The organism is Pseudoalteromonas sp. ABE4_541 (assembly GCF_056312285.1).
On record NZ_JBSVEM010000015.1, the window covers coordinates 35,210 to 54,259 of the forward strand.

The 19,050-nt window shown below is 43.3% G+C and carries 22 protein-coding genes and 1 other RNA gene; 16 read left to right on the forward strand and 7 right to left on the reverse strand.

All coding sequences use genetic code 11. The features are described from left to right. The first annotated feature begins 8 nt into the window (after positions 1–8). From ACW689_RS14685 to murA, 4 genes are read left to right on the forward strand one after another with little or no spacing between them, the layout of a single operon-like run. Entirely contained in the window at positions 9–683 is a 675-nt protein-coding gene (locus ACW689_RS14685) for an MlaC/ttg2D family ABC transporter substrate-binding protein (protein WP_476292783.1), read from the forward strand. Beyond that, entirely contained in the window at positions 670–969 is a 300-nt protein-coding gene (locus tag ACW689_RS14690; protein ID WP_476292666.1) for an STAS domain-containing protein, read from the forward strand. The genes ACW689_RS14685 and ACW689_RS14690 overlap by 14 nt, the downstream gene beginning before the upstream one ends. Positions 970–974: 5 nt before the next feature. Beyond that, positions 975–1,232, forward strand: a complete 258-nt coding sequence (gene ibaG / locus ACW689_RS14695) for a BolA family iron metabolism protein IbaG (RefSeq protein ID WP_476292668.1) — start codon at positions 975–977, stop codon at positions 1,230–1,232. Between the two features lie 10 nt (positions 1,233–1,242). Further along, complete coding sequence (gene murA, locus ACW689_RS14700; protein WP_476292670.1) at positions 1,243–2,502, forward strand: UDP-N-acetylglucosamine 1-carboxyvinyltransferase; 1,260 nt, start codon at positions 1,243–1,245, stop codon at positions 2,500–2,502. Positions 2,503–2,575: 73 nt separating this feature from the next. On the opposite strand, the gene ACW689_RS14705 is transcribed toward murA, so the two are convergent. The 3 genes from ACW689_RS14705 to ACW689_RS14715 all read right to left on the reverse strand — a co-directional run bounded on the left by ACW689_RS14705 (position 2,576) and on the right by ACW689_RS14715 (position 5,692). Continuing rightward, the gene (locus ACW689_RS14705; RefSeq protein ID WP_476292672.1) at positions 2,576–3,661 is read right to left on the reverse strand and encodes a trypsin-like peptidase domain-containing protein; all 1,086 of its coding nucleotides are present in this window, start codon (positions 3,659–3,661) and stop codon (positions 2,576–2,578) included. 94 nt (positions 3,662–3,755) lie between these two features. Beyond that, positions 3,756–5,108: a DegQ family serine endoprotease gene (locus ACW689_RS14710; protein WP_476292674.1), complete on the reverse strand. Its 1,353-nt coding sequence runs from the start codon at positions 5,106–5,108 to the stop codon at positions 3,756–3,758. A gap of 125 nt (positions 5,109–5,233) precedes the next feature. Continuing rightward, the gene (locus tag ACW689_RS14715) at positions 5,234–5,692 is read right to left on the reverse strand and encodes a Z-ring associated ZapG family protein (RefSeq protein WP_476292676.1); all 459 of its coding nucleotides are present in this window, start codon (positions 5,690–5,692) and stop codon (positions 5,234–5,236) included. Between the two features lie 148 nt (positions 5,693–5,840). Here ACW689_RS14715 and zapE point away from each other — a divergent pair, with 148 nt between their 5' ends. The 8 genes from zapE (at position 5,841) to ACW689_RS14755 (ending at position 12,240) form a co-directional block, all read left to right on the forward strand. Next, positions 5,841–6,929, forward strand: coding sequence for a cell division protein ZapE (gene zapE / locus ACW689_RS14720; RefSeq protein WP_476292678.1), 1,089 nt, complete (start codon positions 5,841–5,843; stop codon positions 6,927–6,929). A 247-nt stretch (positions 6,930–7,176) separates the two neighbouring features. Continuing rightward, entirely contained in the window at positions 7,177–7,605 is a 429-nt protein-coding gene (gene rplM / locus ACW689_RS14725) for a 50S ribosomal protein L13 (protein ID WP_070983177.1), read from the forward strand. 11 nt (positions 7,606–7,616) lie between these two features. Then, positions 7,617–8,006, forward strand: coding sequence for a 30S ribosomal protein S9 (gene rpsI / locus ACW689_RS14730; protein ID WP_070983178.1), 390 nt, complete (start codon positions 7,617–7,619; stop codon positions 8,004–8,006). A 514-nt stretch (positions 8,007–8,520) separates the two neighbouring features. Then, a complete protein-coding gene (gene petA / locus ACW689_RS14735) occupies positions 8,521–9,111 on the forward strand; it encodes a ubiquinol-cytochrome c reductase iron-sulfur subunit (protein WP_476292680.1) in 591 nt (196 codons plus the stop codon). After that, positions 9,111–10,376, forward strand: coding sequence for a cytochrome b (locus tag ACW689_RS14740; RefSeq protein WP_476292682.1), 1,266 nt, complete (start codon positions 9,111–9,113; stop codon positions 10,374–10,376). The genes petA and ACW689_RS14740 overlap by 1 nt, the downstream gene beginning before the upstream one ends. After that, positions 10,373–11,110: a cytochrome c1 gene (locus ACW689_RS14745; RefSeq protein WP_476292684.1), complete on the forward strand. Its 738-nt coding sequence runs from the start codon at positions 10,373–10,375 to the stop codon at positions 11,108–11,110. Before ACW689_RS14740 ends, ACW689_RS14745 begins: the two co-directional genes overlap by 4 nt. Before the next feature lie 96 nt (positions 11,111–11,206). Then, complete coding sequence (sspA, locus tag ACW689_RS14750) at positions 11,207–11,833, forward strand: stringent starvation protein SspA (protein WP_476292686.1); 627 nt, start codon at positions 11,207–11,209, stop codon at positions 11,831–11,833. Then, positions 11,833–12,240 (forward strand): ClpXP protease specificity-enhancing factor, encoded by a 408-nt coding sequence (locus ACW689_RS14755; RefSeq protein ID WP_476292688.1) that lies wholly within the window; start codon positions 11,833–11,835, stop codon positions 12,238–12,240. Before sspA ends, ACW689_RS14755 begins: the two co-directional genes overlap by 1 nt. Positions 12,241–12,297: 57 nt before the next feature. Here ACW689_RS14755 and dolP read toward each other — a convergent pair whose 3' ends face one another. From dolP to ACW689_RS14775, 4 genes are read right to left on the reverse strand one after another with little or no spacing between them, the layout of a single operon-like run. Next, complete coding sequence (gene dolP, locus ACW689_RS14760; RefSeq protein ID WP_476292690.1) at positions 12,298–12,864, reverse strand: division/outer membrane stress-associated lipid-binding lipoprotein; 567 nt, start codon at positions 12,862–12,864, stop codon at positions 12,298–12,300. Further along, positions 12,864–13,451, reverse strand: a complete 588-nt coding sequence (locus ACW689_RS14765; protein WP_476292692.1) for an SIS domain-containing protein — start codon at positions 13,449–13,451, stop codon at positions 12,864–12,866. Before ACW689_RS14765 ends, dolP begins: the two co-directional genes overlap by 1 nt. Position 13,452: 1 nt before the next feature. Beyond that, positions 13,453–13,818: a YraN family protein gene (locus tag ACW689_RS14770; RefSeq protein WP_476292694.1), complete on the reverse strand. Its 366-nt coding sequence runs from the start codon at positions 13,816–13,818 to the stop codon at positions 13,453–13,455. Positions 13,819–13,830: 12 nt separating this feature from the next. Further along, on the reverse strand, positions 13,831–15,714 hold the full coding sequence (locus ACW689_RS14775; protein ID WP_476292696.1) for a penicillin-binding protein activator: 1,884 nt from the start codon (positions 15,712–15,714) through the stop codon (positions 13,831–13,833). A gap of 64 nt (positions 15,715–15,778) precedes the next feature. Between ACW689_RS14775 and rsmI the strand changes: the two genes are divergently transcribed. From rsmI to ACW689_RS14795, 4 genes are all read left to right on the forward strand, one after another. Continuing rightward, positions 15,779–16,639 carry a 16S rRNA (cytidine(1402)-2'-O)-methyltransferase gene (gene rsmI, locus ACW689_RS14780; RefSeq protein WP_476292698.1) on the forward strand — a complete coding sequence of 287 codons (861 nt, stop codon included), beginning with the start codon at positions 15,779–15,781 and terminating at the stop codon, positions 16,637–16,639. 42 nt (positions 16,640–16,681) lie between these two features. Beyond that, an RNA gene (rnpB, locus tag ACW689_RS14785) (RNase P RNA component class A) lies at positions 16,682–17,042 on the forward strand. Between the two features lie 74 nt (positions 17,043–17,116). Next, positions 17,117–17,362 carry an MBL fold metallo-hydrolase RNA specificity domain-containing protein gene (locus tag ACW689_RS14790; RefSeq protein ID WP_476292700.1) on the forward strand — a complete coding sequence of 82 codons (246 nt, stop codon included), beginning with the start codon at positions 17,117–17,119 and terminating at the stop codon, positions 17,360–17,362. Positions 17,363–17,538: 176 nt separating this feature from the next. After that, the gene (locus ACW689_RS14795; protein ID WP_476292702.1) at positions 17,539–19,011 is read left to right on the forward strand and encodes a serine hydrolase; all 1,473 of its coding nucleotides are present in this window, start codon (positions 17,539–17,541) and stop codon (positions 19,009–19,011) included. Positions 19,012–19,050 lie beyond the last annotated feature (39 nt).

The window sequence follows — 19,050 nt, forward strand, 5'->3', positions numbered from 1 at the left end:
TAGTGATGATTGTTAGATTATTTTTTGCTGTTGTGGCGCTTGTAGCAAGCTCGTTTGCAATTGCTAAAGCTCCAGTTGATTTAAATGATCCTTATAAGATGGTGCAGCAAGTTGCGGACAATACCTTCAAACGCATTGCCAAAGATCAAGCTATCATTACGCAAGATAAAGAACACCTGAGAGTGATTGTAGAGGAAGAGCTTTTACCCTACATAGACTATAAATATGCATCGTATCGTGTGTTGGGAAGCTACATTCAAAAGGTGAGAAATATCACAAACAAAGAAGAGAAGCGCCAAGCTGTAGAGCACATCAAAACCTTTATCGAGGTATTTAAAAATTATCTTGTAGCCACGTATGCTGGGGTGTTTACTCAGTATACAAATCAACAAGTTGAATTTGGACAAGCCAAAGACTTTGCTGATGATCAAGTTGCGATAGTTAAGACCAAAATTGTTGAAGCGGGCAAGCCTGACATTAAAATAGACTTTAAAGTTCGACGTGGCTCAGATAACGAATGGCGCGCTTACGATATGATGGCTGAAGGGATCAGTTTACTCGACGCAAAACAAAGTGAGTTACATGGCATATTGCGCCAGCAAGGTATAGAACATGTGATTGATTTACTCGATAAAAAAAGCCAACTTCCTGTGCAATTTAGGGGGGATGATGGCAGTAAATAAGTTAGAGTTTGTTCGACAAGATGAACAGCTCGTTGTTATTAAAGGTGAGCTGACACGAAATAGCTTGGTGGATGAACGCCTTCTTAATCAACAGATAGAAAATGTGCAGTCAACACGCTATTTTGACCTTTCTGAGGTCTCAAGGGTTGACACAGCGGGCTTAGCTTGGTTAATTCACTCTTTAGGTCAATTGCAGCGTCAAGGTAAACGCCTTGAGCTTAAAAATATCCCTGAACAGCTCCATAATTTGATGGCACTGGGTCAGGTATCTAATTTATTTGAGTGAGTCTAATGGAAACAAACCAAGTCGAAACTTTACTACGTGATGCACTATCACTTGAAGAAGTTATAGTTAAAGCGAATGGCAATCACTATGAAGTGATTGCAGTTGGAGAGTGCTTTGACGGTTTAAGCCGAGTGAAAAAGCAGCAGCTTGTGTATGGACCATTAATGAGTACTATTTCAGATGGCACGATCCACGCGGTGAGCATTAAAGCTTTTACACCGACGGAATGGCAGCGCGAGCGCAAATTTATTCTTCCACAATAATGGAGCCACGATGGATCAGTTTGTTATCCAAGGTGGCACCACTTTAGCCGGTGAAGTCACTATTTCAGGTGCCAAAAATGCGGCACTGCCTATTTTATTCGCCGCTTTGCTAGCAGATGGGCAAAGTCGTTTTTCTAACGTTCCTCAACTTCGTGACATTGGTACCACCGAAGCGCTTTTGAAAACGCTCGGTGCAGGTATCAAATGGCAAGGCGATGTATTGCTAGTAGATGGGAGTACGGTGGATAAAGTGCTTGCACCGTACGAGCTTGTCAAGCAAATGCGTGCATCTGTATTGGCACTAGGCCCTCTTTTAGCTAGGTTTGGGGAAGCGCAGGTTTCGTTACCTGGTGGTTGTGCTATCGGCGCTCGTCCAGTTGATATACATATTAGCGGACTTGAGCGTATGGGCGCTCAGATCAGCGTAGATAATGGCTACATTAACGCACAAGTTAATGGTCGTTTAAAAGGCGCTGAAATTTATATGGAAACGGTGAGTGTAGGTGCGACGGAAAACCTGCTCATGGCAGCGACCCTTGCTGAAGGTACAACTGTACTAGAAAATGCTGCTCGAGAGCCAGAAATTATTAATTTAGCCGAGTGTTTAATGGCTATGGGTGCAAAGATTTCGGGTGCTGGTACAAACCGAATCGAAGTGCAGGGTGTTGAGAAATTGACCGGTTGTGAGCACAAAATTTTGCCTGATCGCATCGAAACAGGGACTTTCCTTGTTGCAGCTGCGATGACGCAAGGGGAGGTGCTGTGTCAAAATACCGATCATACTAGCCTAGAGCCAGTGTTGGATAAACTCAGAGCAGCTAATGCTAAGTTGGAAATAACCCAAGACAGTATTTATCTGGATATGCGTGGCCGTGAGCTTAAAGCTGTTAATATTAAGACTATGCCGCACCCAGGTTTTCCAACTGACATGCAAGCCCAGTTCACAGCAATGAATGTAGTTGCTCAGGGTAGTGCAACGATCACAGAAACTATCTTTGAAAACCGCTTTATGCACGTACCTGAGTTGCAACGTATGGGTGCAAACATTCGCTTAGAAGGTAACACCGCTATTTGTGGTGATACTGATAAGCTTAGTGGTGCTCAGGTTATGGCGACAGATTTACGCGCTTCTGCCAGCCTGATCCTAACGGGAATTGTCGCCAGTGGTGAAACGGTTGTAGACCGCATTTATCATGTCGATCGTGGTTACCAGCGTATTGAAAACAAGCTCAGTAAGTTGGGTGCGAAAATAAAACGTAAGCATAATTAAGCTACTGAATTATTGAAAAAGCGAGTAAGATGTTTACTCGCTTTTTTGTATCCGCTTGGCTGAATTTCGCTGGTCAATTTGCTCTGGTTTCAAGCTCTGCTACTACCAAGGTAAAAGTACGTAACGCATCCCCTCGGTACACTTGGAACTCAAGACGTGTTCCAGGTCTAGTATTACCAATAAACTTCAATGTTCGTTGTGGGTTAGTTACAGGCTCGCCTGCTACTTTTACTATGATATCTCCCTCTTGCATACCAGCTTGCCAAGCTGGCCCTAACGGATCTAAATCACTGATCCTCAAGCCTACAATGCGGGTATATAAATCGGTAACTTCTTTTCCTGTGTTGTCAACCGCAGAGCCGGTAAAACCGAGGTAGCCACGTACAACGCGTCCATCTCGGATCAATTTTTCCATGACTTCTTTGGCGAGTTTATAAGGTACTGCAAATGAAATACCTTGAATATCAATATTGTATCGAGTTCTAAATTGAGCTGAAGTGATGCCAACAAGTACTCCGTTTGAGTTGACCAGCGCGCCACCAGAGTTACCGACATTCACCGCAGCATCCATTTGTAGCAAGTTATTGTAGGGGCTGTCTGTAAGCGCTTGTTTACCCGTTGCACTGATCACGCCTTGGGTAATTGTTTGACCTAAATTAAGCGGGTTACCAATAGCAAGCACAACATCGCCAACGCGGGGGCTGAATGTGTCATCGATAGGGATGACAGGAAGGTGTTGGGCATCAATTTTCAATAAGGCTAAATCTGAAATGGTATCATAACCAATCACCTGTACATCATCAAAGCGGCGCCCATCGGTTAAGATCACCATGATCTGATCGGCATCATTGACGACATGATAATTAGTTAAAATATAACCATCAGCAGACATGATCACGCCTGAGCCTAGCTCTTGAGTGGTATTGGCGCGCATGTAGCGTGGTACAGAGGTAATGCTTTCGGAAAAAATAGTCGCTACAGCTGGAGAGGCTTTTTGTACCGCGTCAGCAAAGCTCATATGCCGACTGGTGTAATGACTGGAAACATCCAGCTTAGGTAAGATGGAATGCTTCAAACTAGGCGTAAACCAAATGATTAAAAACGCGATAAATAGGCCGCCTACAAAAGGCGGAAGTAGAAAACGAATTAGCTTAAACACGAGCGCAGTCTTTATGAATTAAAGTTTGTAGTTTTATGATGCACAAAGAAAAACACAGCGGCAAGGGCCACTGTGTTTTTAATGTTAATTTATTTTATTGAATGAGTAAGAATACCGAGTCTCGGCCTCGCTTAATTCCTAACACGATATTCCCCTGAATATCTTCAATCAGGTTGCTCATGTCGCGAATACTATCTACTCGTTGGCGATTAACCTGCATAATCACGTCGCCTTCTTCTAGCCCAACGCGAGCTGCTGGAGAGCGTGGCTCTACGGAAGTTACAACCACGCCTTTATTACCGTTTCGCTCACCACTTTCAAGTACTGCGCCACGGAGCATAGGGTGTACTTTATCTGCTGGGGCCTGAGCTTCCCCTTGACCTTTGAGGGTTACTTTAATTGTGCGTTCTTTACCATCGCGATATACACCCAGTTTTACGGTGCGGCCTTCACCTATTGTAGCTATTTTGCTTGCTAGTTCCGCAAAGCTATGAATTTCATCACCATTCACGCTCACAATAACATCATTCGCCTGAATGCCGGCTTCTGATGCCGCAGAGTCATTAATGACACGCGCAACATAGGCACCTTGTTTAACATCAAATCCTTGCGCTTTCGCGATACCGGCATCTAACGTGCGGCCTTCAATGCCCAAAGAACCACGTCGAACTTGGCCGAATTCAACAATTTGATCCACTAGGTTCTTCATCATGTTAGATGGGATCGCAAAGCCAATACCTACGTTACCGCCAGATGCACCTAAAATGGCTGTGTTGATACCAATCAGTTCGCCTCGCAAGTTAACAAGTGCACCGCCTGAGTTACCTTGGTTAATTGCAGCATCTGTTTGAATAAAGTCTTCGTAACCTTCAATATTCAATCCACTTCGACCTAGCGCACTGATAATCCCTGAGGTGACTGTGTGGCTAAGACCAAATGGATTGCCAATTGCGACAGAGAAGTCACCCACTCGCAACTTGTCTGAATCGGCTAACTTCACTTCAGTCAGATCATCGCCGTCGATTTCAAGTAAGGCGATGTCCGACTCTTTGTCTGTTCCAACCAGCTTGGCTTCAAACTCACGACCATCTTCTAAAGTAACAATGATCTTTTCGGCATCGGCAATAACGTGATTGTTGGTAACGACATAACCTTCATCTGCATCGATAATAACGCCTGAGCCTAGTCCACTAAATTGACGCTTTTGGCTACGCGGTTGTGGGTTGCCAAAAAAGTAATCAAATGGATCAACTCGGCGTCTCACTTCTTTCGCACCTGACACTTGAATGCTGACGACACCCGGTGTGACGCGCTCAAGCATCGGTGCTAAGGTTGGAAGGCTTTGCCCATCTACTGCAACGGGTAATTTTGCAAGGGCTACGTTAGAGCCTAGTAATAATGAAGTGGAAAGAATAGCTGCTGTTAATAACGAGTGTTTCAATTTCATAGTCAGTAAATACTCCGCAAAAGCGTTAAAGCATTGAAAAAGCGAGCGTAACTTAAAAGAGCTACGCGCTATTTCGCTATTGTAAAAAACTATATTTACTGACTATGGGGTCAAAAAAAAGTTCATCAAGAGGCTTTTGATTGCTCAACGTTTAACCGTTCACCCGAAAATAAGCCGCTTTCGCCGTCAACGTAATCGGTTGGCTGAGCGACGCCTTCATTGTTTCTGTCGCTGCGACGGCGCTCGGGACGACTTTTTAATGATGCATGAAGTTGTTCCGTAGTCTCTTTTGAGAAAAAAGGCTCACTAGGATGGCTTGGCTTCTCTGTAAGTAGTACCTGATTAGTTTCTTCAAAATGGTTTAATAGCTGGCCGTAGCTGTCCTGCATTTTGCTCATTAACTTTTTAGTACTGGCTAAATGATCGGCAACTTCTTGGCGGTATTGCTCGAGCTCATGTTTTGCTTGTTGCGTTTGTTGTTCCAGCTCTCCATGCTTGAACTGCTTTTTAGTCCATATAGAACCAATAAAAAAGGCCGCTACGGCAACGATAATGATAAGTCCTACCCAAGCTAATGAAGTCATGTATTTCTCCTAATAATCGCGAGGCGCTGTGAAATGCAGGGCTAGAATGCGATAAATGCTAAATTCAATTGGTAACCTAAATATACGCTTAGAATCGATGCGTGTTAATATAGCAAGCAAATAAAAACGTAGAACTATGTAAATTGTTATGACACCTTGGGAAAAATATCAACAAGACTTGTTACGCGAAGACTTTCAATATGATGCTGCTCAAGAAAATGCGGTAAAGCATTTACAGCGTCTGTATGATGATTTAACTGCACCAAGCATTAAACCAAGTGGGCTGTTTGCAAAGCTATTTAACAAGCCTAAGGAATTACACGTAAAGGGTCTATACTTTTGGGGCGGTGTGGGTCGTGGCAAAACCTACTTAGTTGACACTTTTTACGAAGCATTACCAACAGAGCGCAAAATGCGTGTGCACTTTCACCGCTTTATGCACCGAGTTCATGATGAACTTACACTACTCAAAGACGTTAAAAATCCTCTAGAAACCGTCGCAGATAAATTTAAGCAAGAAACCGACATTATTTGTTTTGATGAATTTTTTGTCCAAGACATCACTGACGCCATGTTATTAGGTGGCTTAATGCAAGCATTGTTTGCTCGAGGCATTGTACTGGTTGCAACGTCCAACATTGTGCCTGATGAGTTATACCGAAATGGCTTGCAGCGTGCTCGTTTCTTACCCGCCATCGAACTTGTAAAAGCGAATACCGAAGTGGTTAATGTAGATTCAGGTATTGATTACCGTTTACGTACACTTGAACAAGCTGAAATTTTCCACAGCCCGCTAGACACGCAAGCAGATCAAAATTTATTTGAATATTTTGATAAACTTTCGCCTGAACCAGGTCGTTTGAATGAGAAAATAGAGATTGAAGGTCGCTTGATCCAAACACGTAAAGTGTCTGATTGCATCGTGATGTTTGATTTCAGCCAACTATGCGAAACCGCACGTTCGCAAGTTGACTATATGGAAATCAGTCGTCTTTATAACACGGTAATTTTGTCGAACGTTAAGCAATTGGGGCAGCATAATGATGATGCCGCAAGGCGATTTATTGCGCTGGTTGATGAGTTTTACGAGCGTAATGTCACTTTAATTATCTCAGCTGCGGCACCTATCACTGAATTGTATACGCAAGGTACACTCAATTTTGAGTTTAAACGCTGTATTAGCCGTCTTCAGGAGATGCAATCTCTTGAATATTTGGCGCGTGAGCACCTTGCATAGAAGATAGCCGGTTAATGGATAAGCACTTAACAATTAATTTGTAGAAAAAACAGTCTCGCGCTAGTCAAGCCAAGATAGAGTTGCTATAATCCGCGGCCTGCCACGTTGCGTTCTATTGCCCTCGTCGGCTTAGCCACTGACTTGAGCGGCAAAAAAGTCTTAAACTCGAAGGGGTTAAAGCACTCATATAGTAAGCGGTAATCATTCGATTACCTGTGGTTTTAAATTGAAAACATTGGATTTTTAAATGAAAACGTTTGTTGCTAAACCAGAAACTGTAAAACGTGACTGGTACGTAGTTGACGCTGAAGGTAAAACTTTAGGTCGCATCGCTACTGAAATCGCTCGTCGCCTTCGCGGTAAGCATAAAGCTGAGTACACTCCTCATGTAGATACTGGTGATTACATCATCGTTATCAACGCTGAAAAAGTTACTGTAACTGGTAACAAAACTCAGGACAAAATGTACTACGCTCACACTGGCTTCCCTGGCGGTCTTAAGTCTGTGAACTTCGAGAAACTTCAAGCTAAAAAGCCTGAAATGATCATCGAAAAAGCGGTTAAAGGCATGTTACCTCGCGGTCCTCTAGGTCGTGAAATGTACCGTAAACTTAAAGTTTACGCAGGTAGCGAGCACAACCACGCGGCACAACAGCCGCAGGTTCTAGACATTTAAGGAGCACACTCATGGCAAATCAATACTACGGTACAGGTCGTCGTAAAAGTTCAAGTGCTCGCGTATTCTTACGCCCAGGCACTGGCAGCATCGTAATTAATCAGCGTTCTATCGAAGAATACTTCGGTCGTGAAACTTCTCGCATGGTTGTTCGTCAGCCTCTAGAGCTAGTTGAAATGACAGAGAAGTTTGACCTTTACATCACTGTTGAAGGTGGTGGTATGACTGGTCAAGCTGGCGCAATCCGCCACGGTATCACGCGTGCACTAATGGAATTCGACGAGTCACTTCGTCCTACTCTTCGTAAAGCTGGCTTTGTTACTCGTGACGCTCGTAAAGTTGAGCGTAAGAAAGTTGGTCTTAAGAAAGCACGTAAGAAGACACAGTTCTCAAAACGTTAATTTTTTACGTTTCAAGAATTCAAAAACCCAGCTTATGCTGGGTTTTTTGTTTTTTAATGCTTTTAATAACAGTGATAAATATTTCTTACATCTTGCTCTCTTCGCTCAATTAACCATCGTTTTTGCTAATCCTCAGATTTGCTAATAAAAAAAGTGCAATATTTAGCGTATTTAGTGCAAATCGGGCGATAACTCAGCGTATTTTTTTGCTACAATTGCAGGGCAAGTAAAGTGAGCGAGTTCAAACCTACTCATGTGATGGGTTTTGGGCCTCAGTGGAGGTTGATCTTGGTCAGTATATTGTTTTTTAGATTAGCGTATCATATACCATCGGCCTCATGCTCAAAGTAACCTAACCAAGTTTGGGTTTATTGGGGCATGGGTCTGTAATAACCTTGTTTTAATCAAGGGATTTATTTATGATCGCTTCTATTTTGTAGTTTCTTAAAATTAACCTGCTGTAACTGATGTTCTCAATATAGCAAGTGTTGAGAATCATAGTGGAGATAAGTGGATGAGCAATGCGCCTGTAGACAATGGCCGACGTCGCTTTTTAACCATAGCTACCTCTGTTGTTGGTGGTGTTGGTGCGGCTGGGGCTGCTGTTCCTTTTATTGCGTCTTGGAATCCAAGTGAGCGAGCTAAATCTGCAGGTGCGCCTGTAGAAGTAGATATCAGCAAGCTTGAACCTGGACAATTAATTCGTGTTGAGTGGCGAGGCAAACCAGTTTGGATTGTATCTCGTACACCTAAGATGCTTGAGCAAATGAAAGCTCACGAAGGTCAACTTCGTGATCCAGCATCTGAAGAACCTCAACAGCTAGATTCAGCTAAAAACCCATATCGTTCTAAGCGTCCAGAAATATTTGTGGCGGTTGGTATCTGTACTCACCTTGGATGCTCACCTAGTTTCCTACAAGGTGGTTTTGGTGAAAAGGTTGAAGGCACTGAAGATGGTTTCTTCTGTCCATGTCATGGCTCTAAGTTTGATATGGCAGGTCGAGTATTCCAATCTGTTCCGGCTCCATTAAACCTAGAGATCCCGCCGTATACCTTTATTGATGAAACAACCATTATGGTTGGTGAAGAAGAAGGGGTTGCGTAATGTTCGGTAATCTTATTAATTGGATTGATGAACGTATTCCAATGACTCGCGTCTGGAATATGCACATTGCTCAATATCCAGCACCAAAAAACTTTAACTTTTGGTACCTGTTTGGCTCACTTGCCATTCTTGTTCTAGTTAACCAAATTTTAACTGGTATTTGGCTTACTATGAACTTTGTTCCTTCAGCTGAAGGAGCATTTGCCTCTGTAGAATACATCATGCGTGATGTTGAGTATGGTTGGTTACTACGCTACTTGCATTCAACTGGCGCTTCTGCGTTCTTTATCGTTGTTTACTTGCATATGTTCCGTGGCATGATCTACGGCTCTTACCAAAAACCGCGTGAACTACTGTGGTTATTCGGTATGTTCATTTTCTTAGCATTGATGGCTGAGGCGTTTATGGGTTACCTACTTCCTTGGGGACAAATGTCGTTCTGGGGTGCTCAGGTAATTATCTCGCTATTTGGTGCTATTCCAGTTATTGGTGATGACTTAACACTTTGGATCCGTGGTGACTATGTTATCTCAGGTGCGACGCTTAACCGTTTCTTTGCGCTTCACGTAATCGCGTTACCGCTTGTTTTGGTTATCTTGGTGTTTTTACACATTGTTGCGCTTCATGAAGTGGGCTCAAATAACCCTGACGGCGTTGAAATCAAACGTAAAAAAGGCACTGTGGCTGAAGAAGATAAGCCTAAGTTCCAATTCCATGAGTATTACACCAGCAAAAAAGACATTGTTGATGCAATTCCGTTCCACCCATACTACACCGTAAAAGATATCTTGGGTGTTGCTGGATTTTTGATTATTTTCTGTTGGGTTGTGTTCTTTGCTCCAGAGATGAATGGTTTCTTCTTAGAAGCGCCTAACTTTGAAGCGGCTAACCCACTGAAGACGCCAGAACATATTTTCCCTGTTTGGTATTTCACACCTTTCTATGCAATCTTACGTGCTATTCCTAATAAGTTATTAGGTGTTGTAGCTATGGGTGCGTCAATTGTAGTACTTGCCCTATTGCCTTGGATTGACCGTGGTAAAGTGAAGTCGATTCGTTATCGCTGTGGTTTGCACAAGCTTAATATCGCACAGTTCGTCGTTACATTTGTGATCTTAGGTTGGATTGGTGCAACGCCTCAAACAGACTTTAAGACGCTGTTGTCTCAAATCACGACAGTAACGTACTTTATGTTCTTTGTGTTACTATTCTTCTACTCGAAGAATGAAAACACTAAACCATTGCCAACGAGGTTGACGAAATGATGAAAAAGCTAGTTATCGGTTTATTCGCATTGTTGCCAACGTTTGCAATGGCAGCAGGACCTTCTGTGCCAACTTTAGATGCTAATATAGATTTAACAGATAAGGCATCTTTGCAACGTGGTGCAAAGTTATTTATGAACTATTGCCTTGGTTGTCACCAAATGCAATACCAGCGCTATGAGCGCACGTTCAGAGACATCGGAATTCCAACTGAAGTTGGTAAAGAGCAACTGATTTTTGATGACTCAAAAGTGGGTAGCCACATTTTGAATGCCATTGAGACTGATGATGCAGCGAAATGGTTTGGTGCTGCGCCACCTGATCTAACATTGGTTGCTCGTGTTCGTGGTGCTGATTGGATTTACACTTATCTTAAGTCTTTCTATAAAGATGAGTCTCGTCCATTTGGCGTAAATAACATCATCTTCCCTTCGGTAGGTATGCCTCATGTACTTCAAGAGTTACAAGGTTTACCAATGCCAATCACTGAAGAAGTGGAAGAACATGGACAGACGGTAACTAAAGTTGTTGGTGTTGAAACCGATGGTTCAGGCGAGATGAGTACTGATGAGTATGATCAAGCTGCACGTGACCTAACAAACTTCTTGGCATATGTAGGCGAGCCATCTCGCTTAGAGTCGGAAGCACTAGGTATGAAGGTGTTAGGATTCTTAGTTATTCTATTTATCTTGGCATTCTTATTGAAAAAAGAATACTGGAGAGATGTTCACTAAGTTGAGCAAATCTAAAGTAATTTTGTAATAGGGGCATTTGCCCCTATTGCTGTTTAAAGTGATTTATTACTTTTGTAATTATTAATGGAGGTAGGCATGGCCGTTGCTGCCAATAAGCGCCCTGTAATGACTCTTTTCTCTGGTGCAAACTGCATGTATAGCCACCAAGTACGTATCGTATTGGCTGAGAAAGGGGTAAGTGTTGATATTCATCTAGCAGAGAAGGATAACCTGCCAGAGGCTTTACATGAGATTAACCCATATGGCACTGTGCCAACGTTAATTGACCGTGAGTTGGGTTTATATGAAGCGAATATCATCAATGAGTACCTTGATGAGCGTTTCCCGCACCCACCACTTATGCCTGTCTACCCAGTAATGCGTGGCCGTAGCCGTCTAATGATGCATCGTATTGATACTGACTGGTATAGTCTTGCTGCGAAAATTATGCAAGGTGGTGCTGAAGAAGTACAAGCTCGTAAAGAGTTAACAGAAGCTTTACTTGCGGTTGCTCCTATCTTTAATGAAGCTCCCTATTTTATGAGCGAAGAATTCAGCTTAGTTGACTGCTACCTTGCACCTCTGCTTTGGCGCCTGCCTCAATTAGGCATTGAGCTAAATGGTGCCGGTGCGAAAGAGCTGAAAGACTATATGCTACGTTTATTTGAACGTGATTCATTCCAAGCTTCACTAACCGAAGCAGAACGTGAGATCCGCGCATAATGACACCTAATCGCCCATACTTACTGAGAGCCTTCTATGACTGGATAGTAGACAACGAGTGTACACCACATCTTGTTGTTAACGCTGAATATCCAGCGGTTCAAGTGCCGATACAGTTTGTGCAGGATGGGCAGATTGTGTTGAATATTAGCCCGTCAGCGGTTACACAGTTTGCAATGGATAATCACCAGCTAAGCTTTAATGCACGCTTTAGTGGTCAGCCTATGCAAGTGTATGTACCAATCGGTGCGGTATTAGCGATTTATGCACGAGAGAATGGCGAAGGCACTGTCTTTACTCAAGAAGAGTTTCTAGAGGAAGAACCACAAACGCCAGAAATTGAAGAAGTATCACCGAGTGATGAACCTGAGAAGAAAAAAGGTTCCCACTTGCGCGTAATAAAGTAAGCTTCAATTCAATCGAATAATAAAAAACCTGCCAATTGGCAGGTTTTTTATTAGCTCTTATAGGTATTCAAATGCCTTAACGACACGTGCCACGCCATTGATGTGGCGCGCGATTTCGACCGCTTTGCTCGCTTCTTTTTTGCTGACCAGACCCATCAAAAAGACTTCGCTATTTTCTGTCACGACTTTGATGTTATTGCCACTCACTTCCTCATTGGTGAGTAAGCGAGTCTTCACTTTTGAGGTAAGCCATACATCATGAGTTTGTGTCGTGATACTGATGTTGCTGCCGATACGGATTTGATTATGTATCTGGCGAATCGCTGGTACTTGCTTGAGTGCATTTTGCGCCTCTTGGCGCATTTCTTCATTGGCAACTTGGCCGACTAATAACACAATACCATTCACACTGATCAGGTTGATATTGGCATGTTCTTTTAAACGTTCAACATCTCTAATGGCCATCATGCCTTTAATTTCGATGTTGTTATCATCAATTTGAGTGCCAATGGTACGGCGGTCATCTGCGGCTGAAATAGCGCCAGCCGTTCCAGCTACCACTGCAGCTGCACAACCTTGAAGTAAAGAAACACATAACAGCAGCGCTACTGGTTTTATACTCATTACTGCTCCCCTTGTGGAAATAGAGTATTGTCTATTAGTTGGCTTAAACAGTGGGTGATAAATAAATGAGATTCGACAATGCGGCTAGGACGCTTGCTCGGTACACGTATTTCCACATCATTAGGGCCTAGTAACCCAGTCAGTTCACCGCCATCATCGCCCACCAATGCTATTACTTTCATATCTTTGGTTAAGGCGGCCTCTGTGGCGCTTACCACCTCCTTTTCATTGCCGTTTACAGCAATGACCAGCAGCAAGTCACCTTGTTGTGCAAAGGCCCTTACTTGGCGAGCGAATCGATCCGCATCGTCATAATTTGACTGGCCGCCCAGTTGAATGCTCGACTGGCTTAACGCCACTGCCGGAAGGCAAGGGCGCTCAGTTTCATAAAAGTTTACCAACAGGCCTGCCATATGCTGTGCCAGCATATGGCAACTTTCTACACCACAGCACAGAAGTTTATTGCCGTTAATTAAACCCTGCACTATGGTGAGGGCTGAAGCCTCTAGTGCATCGGGCAGTACTTCACCAGCGGCTATTTGCGCTTGGATACTTTCTGTAAAAATGCTTTTAATAGATTCTTGCATACTAAAAAACGCTCTTAATCCATTGTATATTTGGAGGATTTTGGCCCTCAATTGCGATAAAGTCTACGCGTAATGGCACATTATGCAACTTTTGCTCGGTGAGGTAATGATAAATACTTCGTTTCAAGCGCTGTTGCTTGGTGCGCCCCAGCGCTGATAAGGCACCGCCAAAGTGGCTAGACTGTCTGTATTTTACTTCCACAAAGACCCATTGCTTAGCGTCTTTCATGATCAAATCAATTTCACCAAATTTGCAATAATAATTACGAGCAACGCAACGCATTCCCTGTTTCTTCAAGAAGGACTCTGCAAGTTGCTCGTAATAATTGCCTTTTTCTTTACTGTTATTGAATAATCCTTTAAACATTGGCTTCCTGCCTTAATCTAGTAATTGCTCCTTAGACAGCGTTTGCTTCATAAACAAAGGTGTAGGAGGCGTTTCATCTAAATTCACAAGACGGATCTGGTTCTTTTGGTATCGAGCCCAACGAAGCTGTCTTGTTAATGTATTATTTTGTTTAATGCTCAGTTGTCCTGTTAGGCCCTTAAACTCTTTACCTGGGATATGTGCTAATTGCTTTATCTCTGGAATGAGTGTGAGTGCATCGTATGCCATTGCGAATAGACGTTGCTCAATATCTGCCTGTTCAGGCCAAAGTGACACATATTCTTCGCGTAATGTCTTATTATGTAGCGCTTCGGGTAGCATCCATGGCTGCTCGGTAAAATACAAACCTTCTAGGTCGCCTTTGTCAGTGCTATCAATTCGACGACTATAGCTTCTAGAAGTCGCGTATAGAGGAATGCGCGGCGCAAATGTACTTACGTTGACATCTAAGTAAGGTTTAAGTAAGCGAGTTTCTATGGCGTCACCAAGAATGTACACCACGTCAATATCGCCTCGAGAGCGTGTTTCACTTTCAACCTCTTGAGTGAAAAGTTTTTTAACTGTTTTTATTCGTTGTTTCGATTCGTCTACTTCAAGCAAGTCCGCAACAACTTCAGCCATATTTTTGCTGTCTGTATACAAGCCTACCTCGGGTTGCGCTTCGCTATAACGTTGCCATTGTTGTTGAAAATGAGCGATCAAGCGGTGGCCCGCATTATTGTCGGGCGCAAGTAACATTGGCTTTTGATACTCTTTGGCGAGGAAATGCACTAGCGCTTGCTCTACTTCGTGCTCAGGGTTAAGAGCGAAAGAGTAATGTTCAGGTGCTTGAATTGCATTGCTTGGTGTATTTAGGAATATGGTAGGCAAAGCGTTAAGTACGGCATTATGGGCCAATTTATCAATGTTGTTTTTTAATAATGGGCCTATTACAAAATCCGCATGATGTAGGGCAAGCGCGCGCTCAATTTCTTCGACACTTTGCATTTCGTCAATAAAAAAGACTTCATCAATGGCGCTTTTGTCTAATGCCGCCAAAAAGCCATTTTTCAAGGCAATGCCAAAACGTTCACTACTGCCTGACTGCGGGAGTAAAATAGCCAGTTTTTGGGCTTGATAAGGGACTAAATTGACAGAAGTTGCCACTTGCTCTGGTAGCAGATAGCTTGCAGGGTGATTGATAAATCGGCGCTGCCAGTTATTTAATGCTTGGTGTAATTGTACACCTGCCCCCAAATAAATTTGCTGATATTTAGCCAGCTTAACCCAGCCTTGCTGGATCACCGTCCCTGTATCTATGCGTTCGAGTGCATAAGAGGAAAGTTGCTGTAAGGCATGCCATATATCGTCATTGAGGTTAGGAATGCTCAAGTTATTTTGCGCGCTAATATCAGCCGCATTGAAATAGTATTGCAGAGCTTGATTAGGGAGCTGCTCAGACGCGTATATGCTACCAGTAAGAAATTGATGCCAAGCTTCGTGTTCTGGCAAGCTGAGCTGTGTTTCAATGGTGCTAAGCGTAGCTAAAGCGGCACTCGCTCGCCCTTGCTCTTTTCTCGCGAGTGCGGCGTAAAGCTTGTTTTGAACGTGATCGACACTTGCTTTACTTTCAAGCGCTAAGCAGACCTGTTCAAGAACTTGCCAGTCTTTGTTTTTGATCGCCGCTTCACGGGCCAAGTAGAGCAGCTGAATTTTATTAATGCCTTGTTTTAATAAAGCTTTTTCGTACAAGGTGTGGGCGTTAGAGGTATCCAACGTTTCCTGAACTTGTACTTTATTTAGCTTAGCATTTGTCACGGGGGCTTTTTCGGTTGTACTACAAGCCGATAACCCCGACAATATGGCAATTACAAGACTAATTTTTTTCAGTCGCACAATAACGGCCCTAGTTGAATTATGTTCTGAGGGCTATCTTACCTGACTGAACTTGGAGAGCTCAATGATAAAAGCACAGAACCCGGATAAAATAGGCACACTCTACGTGGTCGCAACACCCATTGGCAACCTTGCTGACATCAGTGAGCGTGCATTGAGCACCCTAGCAGAAGTAGACTTAATCGCTGCTGAAGATACGCGCCATACTGGAAAACTACTGAGCCACTTTAACATTAAAGCGAAGACTTTCGCCTTACATGATCACAATGAGAAGCAAAAAGCTCAGCAAGTTGTTGATTGGTTGAATGAAGGGTTAGACATTGCGCTGGTATCCGATGCGGGCACGCCGCTGATTAGTGATCCTGGTTATGCCGTCGTTAACTTATGTCGTGAGCAAGGCGCCAATGTTACACCTGTACCGGGCGCTTGCGCTGCGATCACCGCGCTTAGTTGTTCTGGGTTACCAACAGATCGTTTTCAATTTATTGGCTTTACGCCGGCAAAAAGCCAAGCAAGACAGCAGTTTTTTGTAGATGCATATGAAAGTGGTATCACCAGCATCATGTATGAAAGTACCCACCGTATTATGGCCAGCCTCAACGACTTACTCGCTGCTCTTGGGGAAGAACAACAGGTTGTGTTTGCCAAAGAACTAACCAAAACCTATGAAACATTTTTCAGTGGTTCGGTGGGCCAGTTAATTGAATTTCTAACCGAAGAGCCAGAAAAGCAACGAGGTGAATTGGTGTTGATGCTGCCGGGTAAGCCGAAGCAGCAAGAAGAAATTCCGGCCGACGCCAAACGTATGTTGTCACTGCTAGAGCGTGAAATGCCACTTAAAAAAGCGTGTGGTGTGGTGGCAGATTACTTCAATTTAAAGAAAAATGCCCTTTATAAATCGGCAATTGCGGAAAAAGACGCGTAAAAAGCGTGAGCTTTACTCGATAATCCTGTATTATCGCCGCCCTGAGTCAGCCGGATAATCGCTGCCTGTGACGAAAATGATCAGGGGGAGGAAAGTCCGGGCTCCACAGGGCAGGGTGCCAGCTAACGGCTGGGGGGCGTGAGCCTACGACAAGTGCAGCAGAGAGGAGACCGCCAACTTTCGAGTTGGTAAGGGTGAAAGGGTGCGGTAAGAGCGCACCGGGCCACTGGTAACAGTTGGTTGCAAGGTAAACTCCACCCGGAGCAAGACCAAATAGGGTTCCTTATGGTGTGGCCCACATCGGAACCGGGTAGGTTGCTTGAGCCTAGGAGCAATCCTAGGCCTAGACGAATGATTATCGCTCGCAAGAGTACAGAACCCGGCTTATAGGCTGACTCACCAATTTTTAGCAGCCGCTTGCTTTACTGATGTAAATCAAGCGGTTTTCTAAACTCCTTTGAATCATTCCATTAATGAATGAACATCAATAAACTATTTGGTGACGATATTATTGTCAAAGCGAATATCGAAACTTTGAATGGCTTTTCTGCACATGCAGGACAGGCCGCACTCATTCGTTGGGTTAACCATTTTAAAAGCTGCCCTAAAGTCGTGTTGTTACATGGCGAACCAGATGCTTTAACGACTTTGGCTGTGAGGCTGGAGCAGTTGCATGGTATTAAAGCAGATATTCCGATCCTAGGCGATACAATTGAATTCTAGTCAGTACTTTGGTTGTCTAATTACACGTGTTACTGGCACTCAGCCCTAATTAAAAAGTAGCTTGCCCCCAAAGACGTTTTAACTGGTTTCTGAAGATTATTGCATTTTTGTTATGATACACTGCCTAAGTTTACTTGCTCTTGGCTTAAGGGCGCAGTACGGATAATGGAAGCCTTATGAATAAAAATTATAAATCGCTCTGGTCAATTATTTGCTCTAGCACACTCTTTAGTTTGTTACTTGCTTCGTCGCTTGTTTATGCGGATCCCATTGATGAACTCATTAGAAGTAAAATGAGTGAAAGGCACATTCCTGGTGTACAGCTTGTTGTTATTAAAGGAAATAAAGTGGTGAAGCAAGCTGAATATGGTTTTGCGGATCTTCAGCATCAAGTGCCAGTGACAGAGAAAACACTATTCCCTATTAATTCAATGACCAAAGCTTTTACAGGTGTGGCAATTGTACAATTGGCTGAAAAAGGTGTTTTGAAAATTGATGATGAAGTGGGTAAGCACCTGCCTGATTTACCCGTAGCTTGGAAAGTTCTAAAAATCCATCAATTGATGGGGCATAGCACGGGCCTTCCTTATATTTTGGAATCAAATTATCCGGTGGATACCATAGTTGCAAATGATGCTGAAGCATCTTGGCAGGCAGTGCAAAAAAGGCCATTTCAGTTTAAGCCAAATTCTCGCTTTGCATATAACCAAACGGGCTATGTGATCTTAGGTAAAATCATTGATAAGTATGTGCCTGAAGGCTTTCCTAGCTATATCACCAAAATGCAGTTAGATGTGTCAAACATGAAGCAAACAGCTCAGGCAGGTTTTGATAATTTAGAATTGATGGTTCCGCATCAAGCTCGTCAATATATTCACCTTGGGGATGGCAAATATAAAAATGTCTACATAGAGTTTCCATATATGCTGAGAACCGCAGCAGGTATGAGTTCAACGGCGACTGAATTGGCAAATTACCTGATGACTTTACAACAAGAAAAGTTAGTAAAGAACCTTGATTCGTTATGGACACCAGTTAAGTTAGACAGTGGTCGCACAGAAGGGTTTAACAATTTAGAAAATGGTTATGCCATGGGGTGGCAAGTAGTCCAGCGGAAGTATCATCCTGCCATTAGCGCCAGTGGCGCCAATGCGGCAACGATGATCACATATCCACGAGATAAGGTGTCAATTGTTGTACTGACGAACTTGTTAGGTGGAATGCCAATAGAGTTTGTTGATGAAATTGCAGCGCACTATATTCCCGACTTTTATTCTGAAGCTAAGAAAAAAGCTTACCAGCCAATGGATTACCTTAAAGAGTTGACGAAAAAGCAAGGCTTTGAACACTTTGCACGGACGTTTGCGCAAGCGCAAGCTGATACCGGTGTGATGTACGACTTAGAAATTTTGACTGGCTGGGGCAATCAATTACTTGAAAAAGATCAAGTTGATGATGCCATTGCAGTATTTAAGGTGGCGCTTTCATTCAACGAAGCGCAGCCTTATTTTCTAAGCAGCTTAGCCGAAGCTTATGAAATGAAGAAAGAATACGATGTAGCACTCAACTATTATCAGCGCATTTTGAACATTAATCCCAACAGCAAGTATGCAAGTGAGCAAATTACTCGAGTAAAAGGCCTTTTATAAGTTTTTAATCAGTGCCAACAGGTTGCATGTTGGCACTGA

Excerpts from the sequence above, each read along its gene's own strand:
- ACW689_RS14690 (WP_476292666.1), top strand. The coding sequence starts at position 670 with ATGGCAGTAAATAAGTTAGAGTTTGTTCGACAAGATGAACAGCTCGTT.
- ibaG (WP_476292668.1), top strand. The coding sequence starts at position 975 with ATGGAAACAAACCAAGTCGAAACTTTACTACGTGATGCACTATCACTT.
- murA (WP_476292670.1), top strand. The coding sequence starts at position 1,243 with ATGGATCAGTTTGTTATCCAAGGTGGCACCACTTTAGCCGGTGAAGTC.
- ACW689_RS14710 (WP_476292674.1), bottom strand. The coding sequence starts at position 5,108 with ATGAAATTGAAACACTCGTTATTAACAGCAGCTATTCTTTCCACTTCA.
- ACW689_RS14715 (WP_476292676.1), bottom strand. The coding sequence starts at position 5,692 with ATGACTTCATTAGCTTGGGTAGGACTTATCATTATCGTTGCCGTAGCG.
- zapE (WP_476292678.1), top strand. The coding sequence starts at position 5,841 with ATGACACCTTGGGAAAAATATCAACAAGACTTGTTACGCGAAGACTTT.
- rplM (WP_070983177.1), top strand. The coding sequence starts at position 7,177 with ATGAAAACGTTTGTTGCTAAACCAGAAACTGTAAAACGTGACTGGTAC.
- rpsI (WP_070983178.1), top strand. The coding sequence starts at position 7,617 with ATGGCAAATCAATACTACGGTACAGGTCGTCGTAAAAGTTCAAGTGCT.
- petA (WP_476292680.1), top strand. The coding sequence starts at position 8,521 with ATGAGCAATGCGCCTGTAGACAATGGCCGACGTCGCTTTTTAACCATA.
- ACW689_RS14740 (WP_476292682.1), top strand. The coding sequence starts at position 9,111 with ATGTTCGGTAATCTTATTAATTGGATTGATGAACGTATTCCAATGACT.
- ACW689_RS14745 (WP_476292684.1), top strand. The coding sequence starts at position 10,373 with ATGATGAAAAAGCTAGTTATCGGTTTATTCGCATTGTTGCCAACGTTT.
- sspA (WP_476292686.1), top strand. The coding sequence starts at position 11,207 with ATGGCCGTTGCTGCCAATAAGCGCCCTGTAATGACTCTTTTCTCTGGT.
- ACW689_RS14755 (WP_476292688.1), top strand. The coding sequence starts at position 11,833 with ATGACACCTAATCGCCCATACTTACTGAGAGCCTTCTATGACTGGATA.
- dolP (WP_476292690.1), bottom strand. The coding sequence starts at position 12,864 with ATGAGTATAAAACCAGTAGCGCTGCTGTTATGTGTTTCTTTACTTCAA.
- ACW689_RS14765 (WP_476292692.1), bottom strand. The coding sequence starts at position 13,451 with ATGCAAGAATCTATTAAAAGCATTTTTACAGAAAGTATCCAAGCGCAA.
- ACW689_RS14770 (WP_476292694.1), bottom strand. The coding sequence starts at position 13,818 with ATGTTTAAAGGATTATTCAATAACAGTAAAGAAAAAGGCAATTATTAC.
- rsmI (WP_476292698.1), top strand. The coding sequence starts at position 15,779 with ATGATAAAAGCACAGAACCCGGATAAAATAGGCACACTCTACGTGGTC.
- ACW689_RS14790 (WP_476292700.1), top strand. The coding sequence starts at position 17,117 with ATGAACATCAATAAACTATTTGGTGACGATATTATTGTCAAAGCGAAT.
- ACW689_RS14795 (WP_476292702.1), top strand. The coding sequence starts at position 17,539 with ATGAATAAAAATTATAAATCGCTCTGGTCAATTATTTGCTCTAGCACA.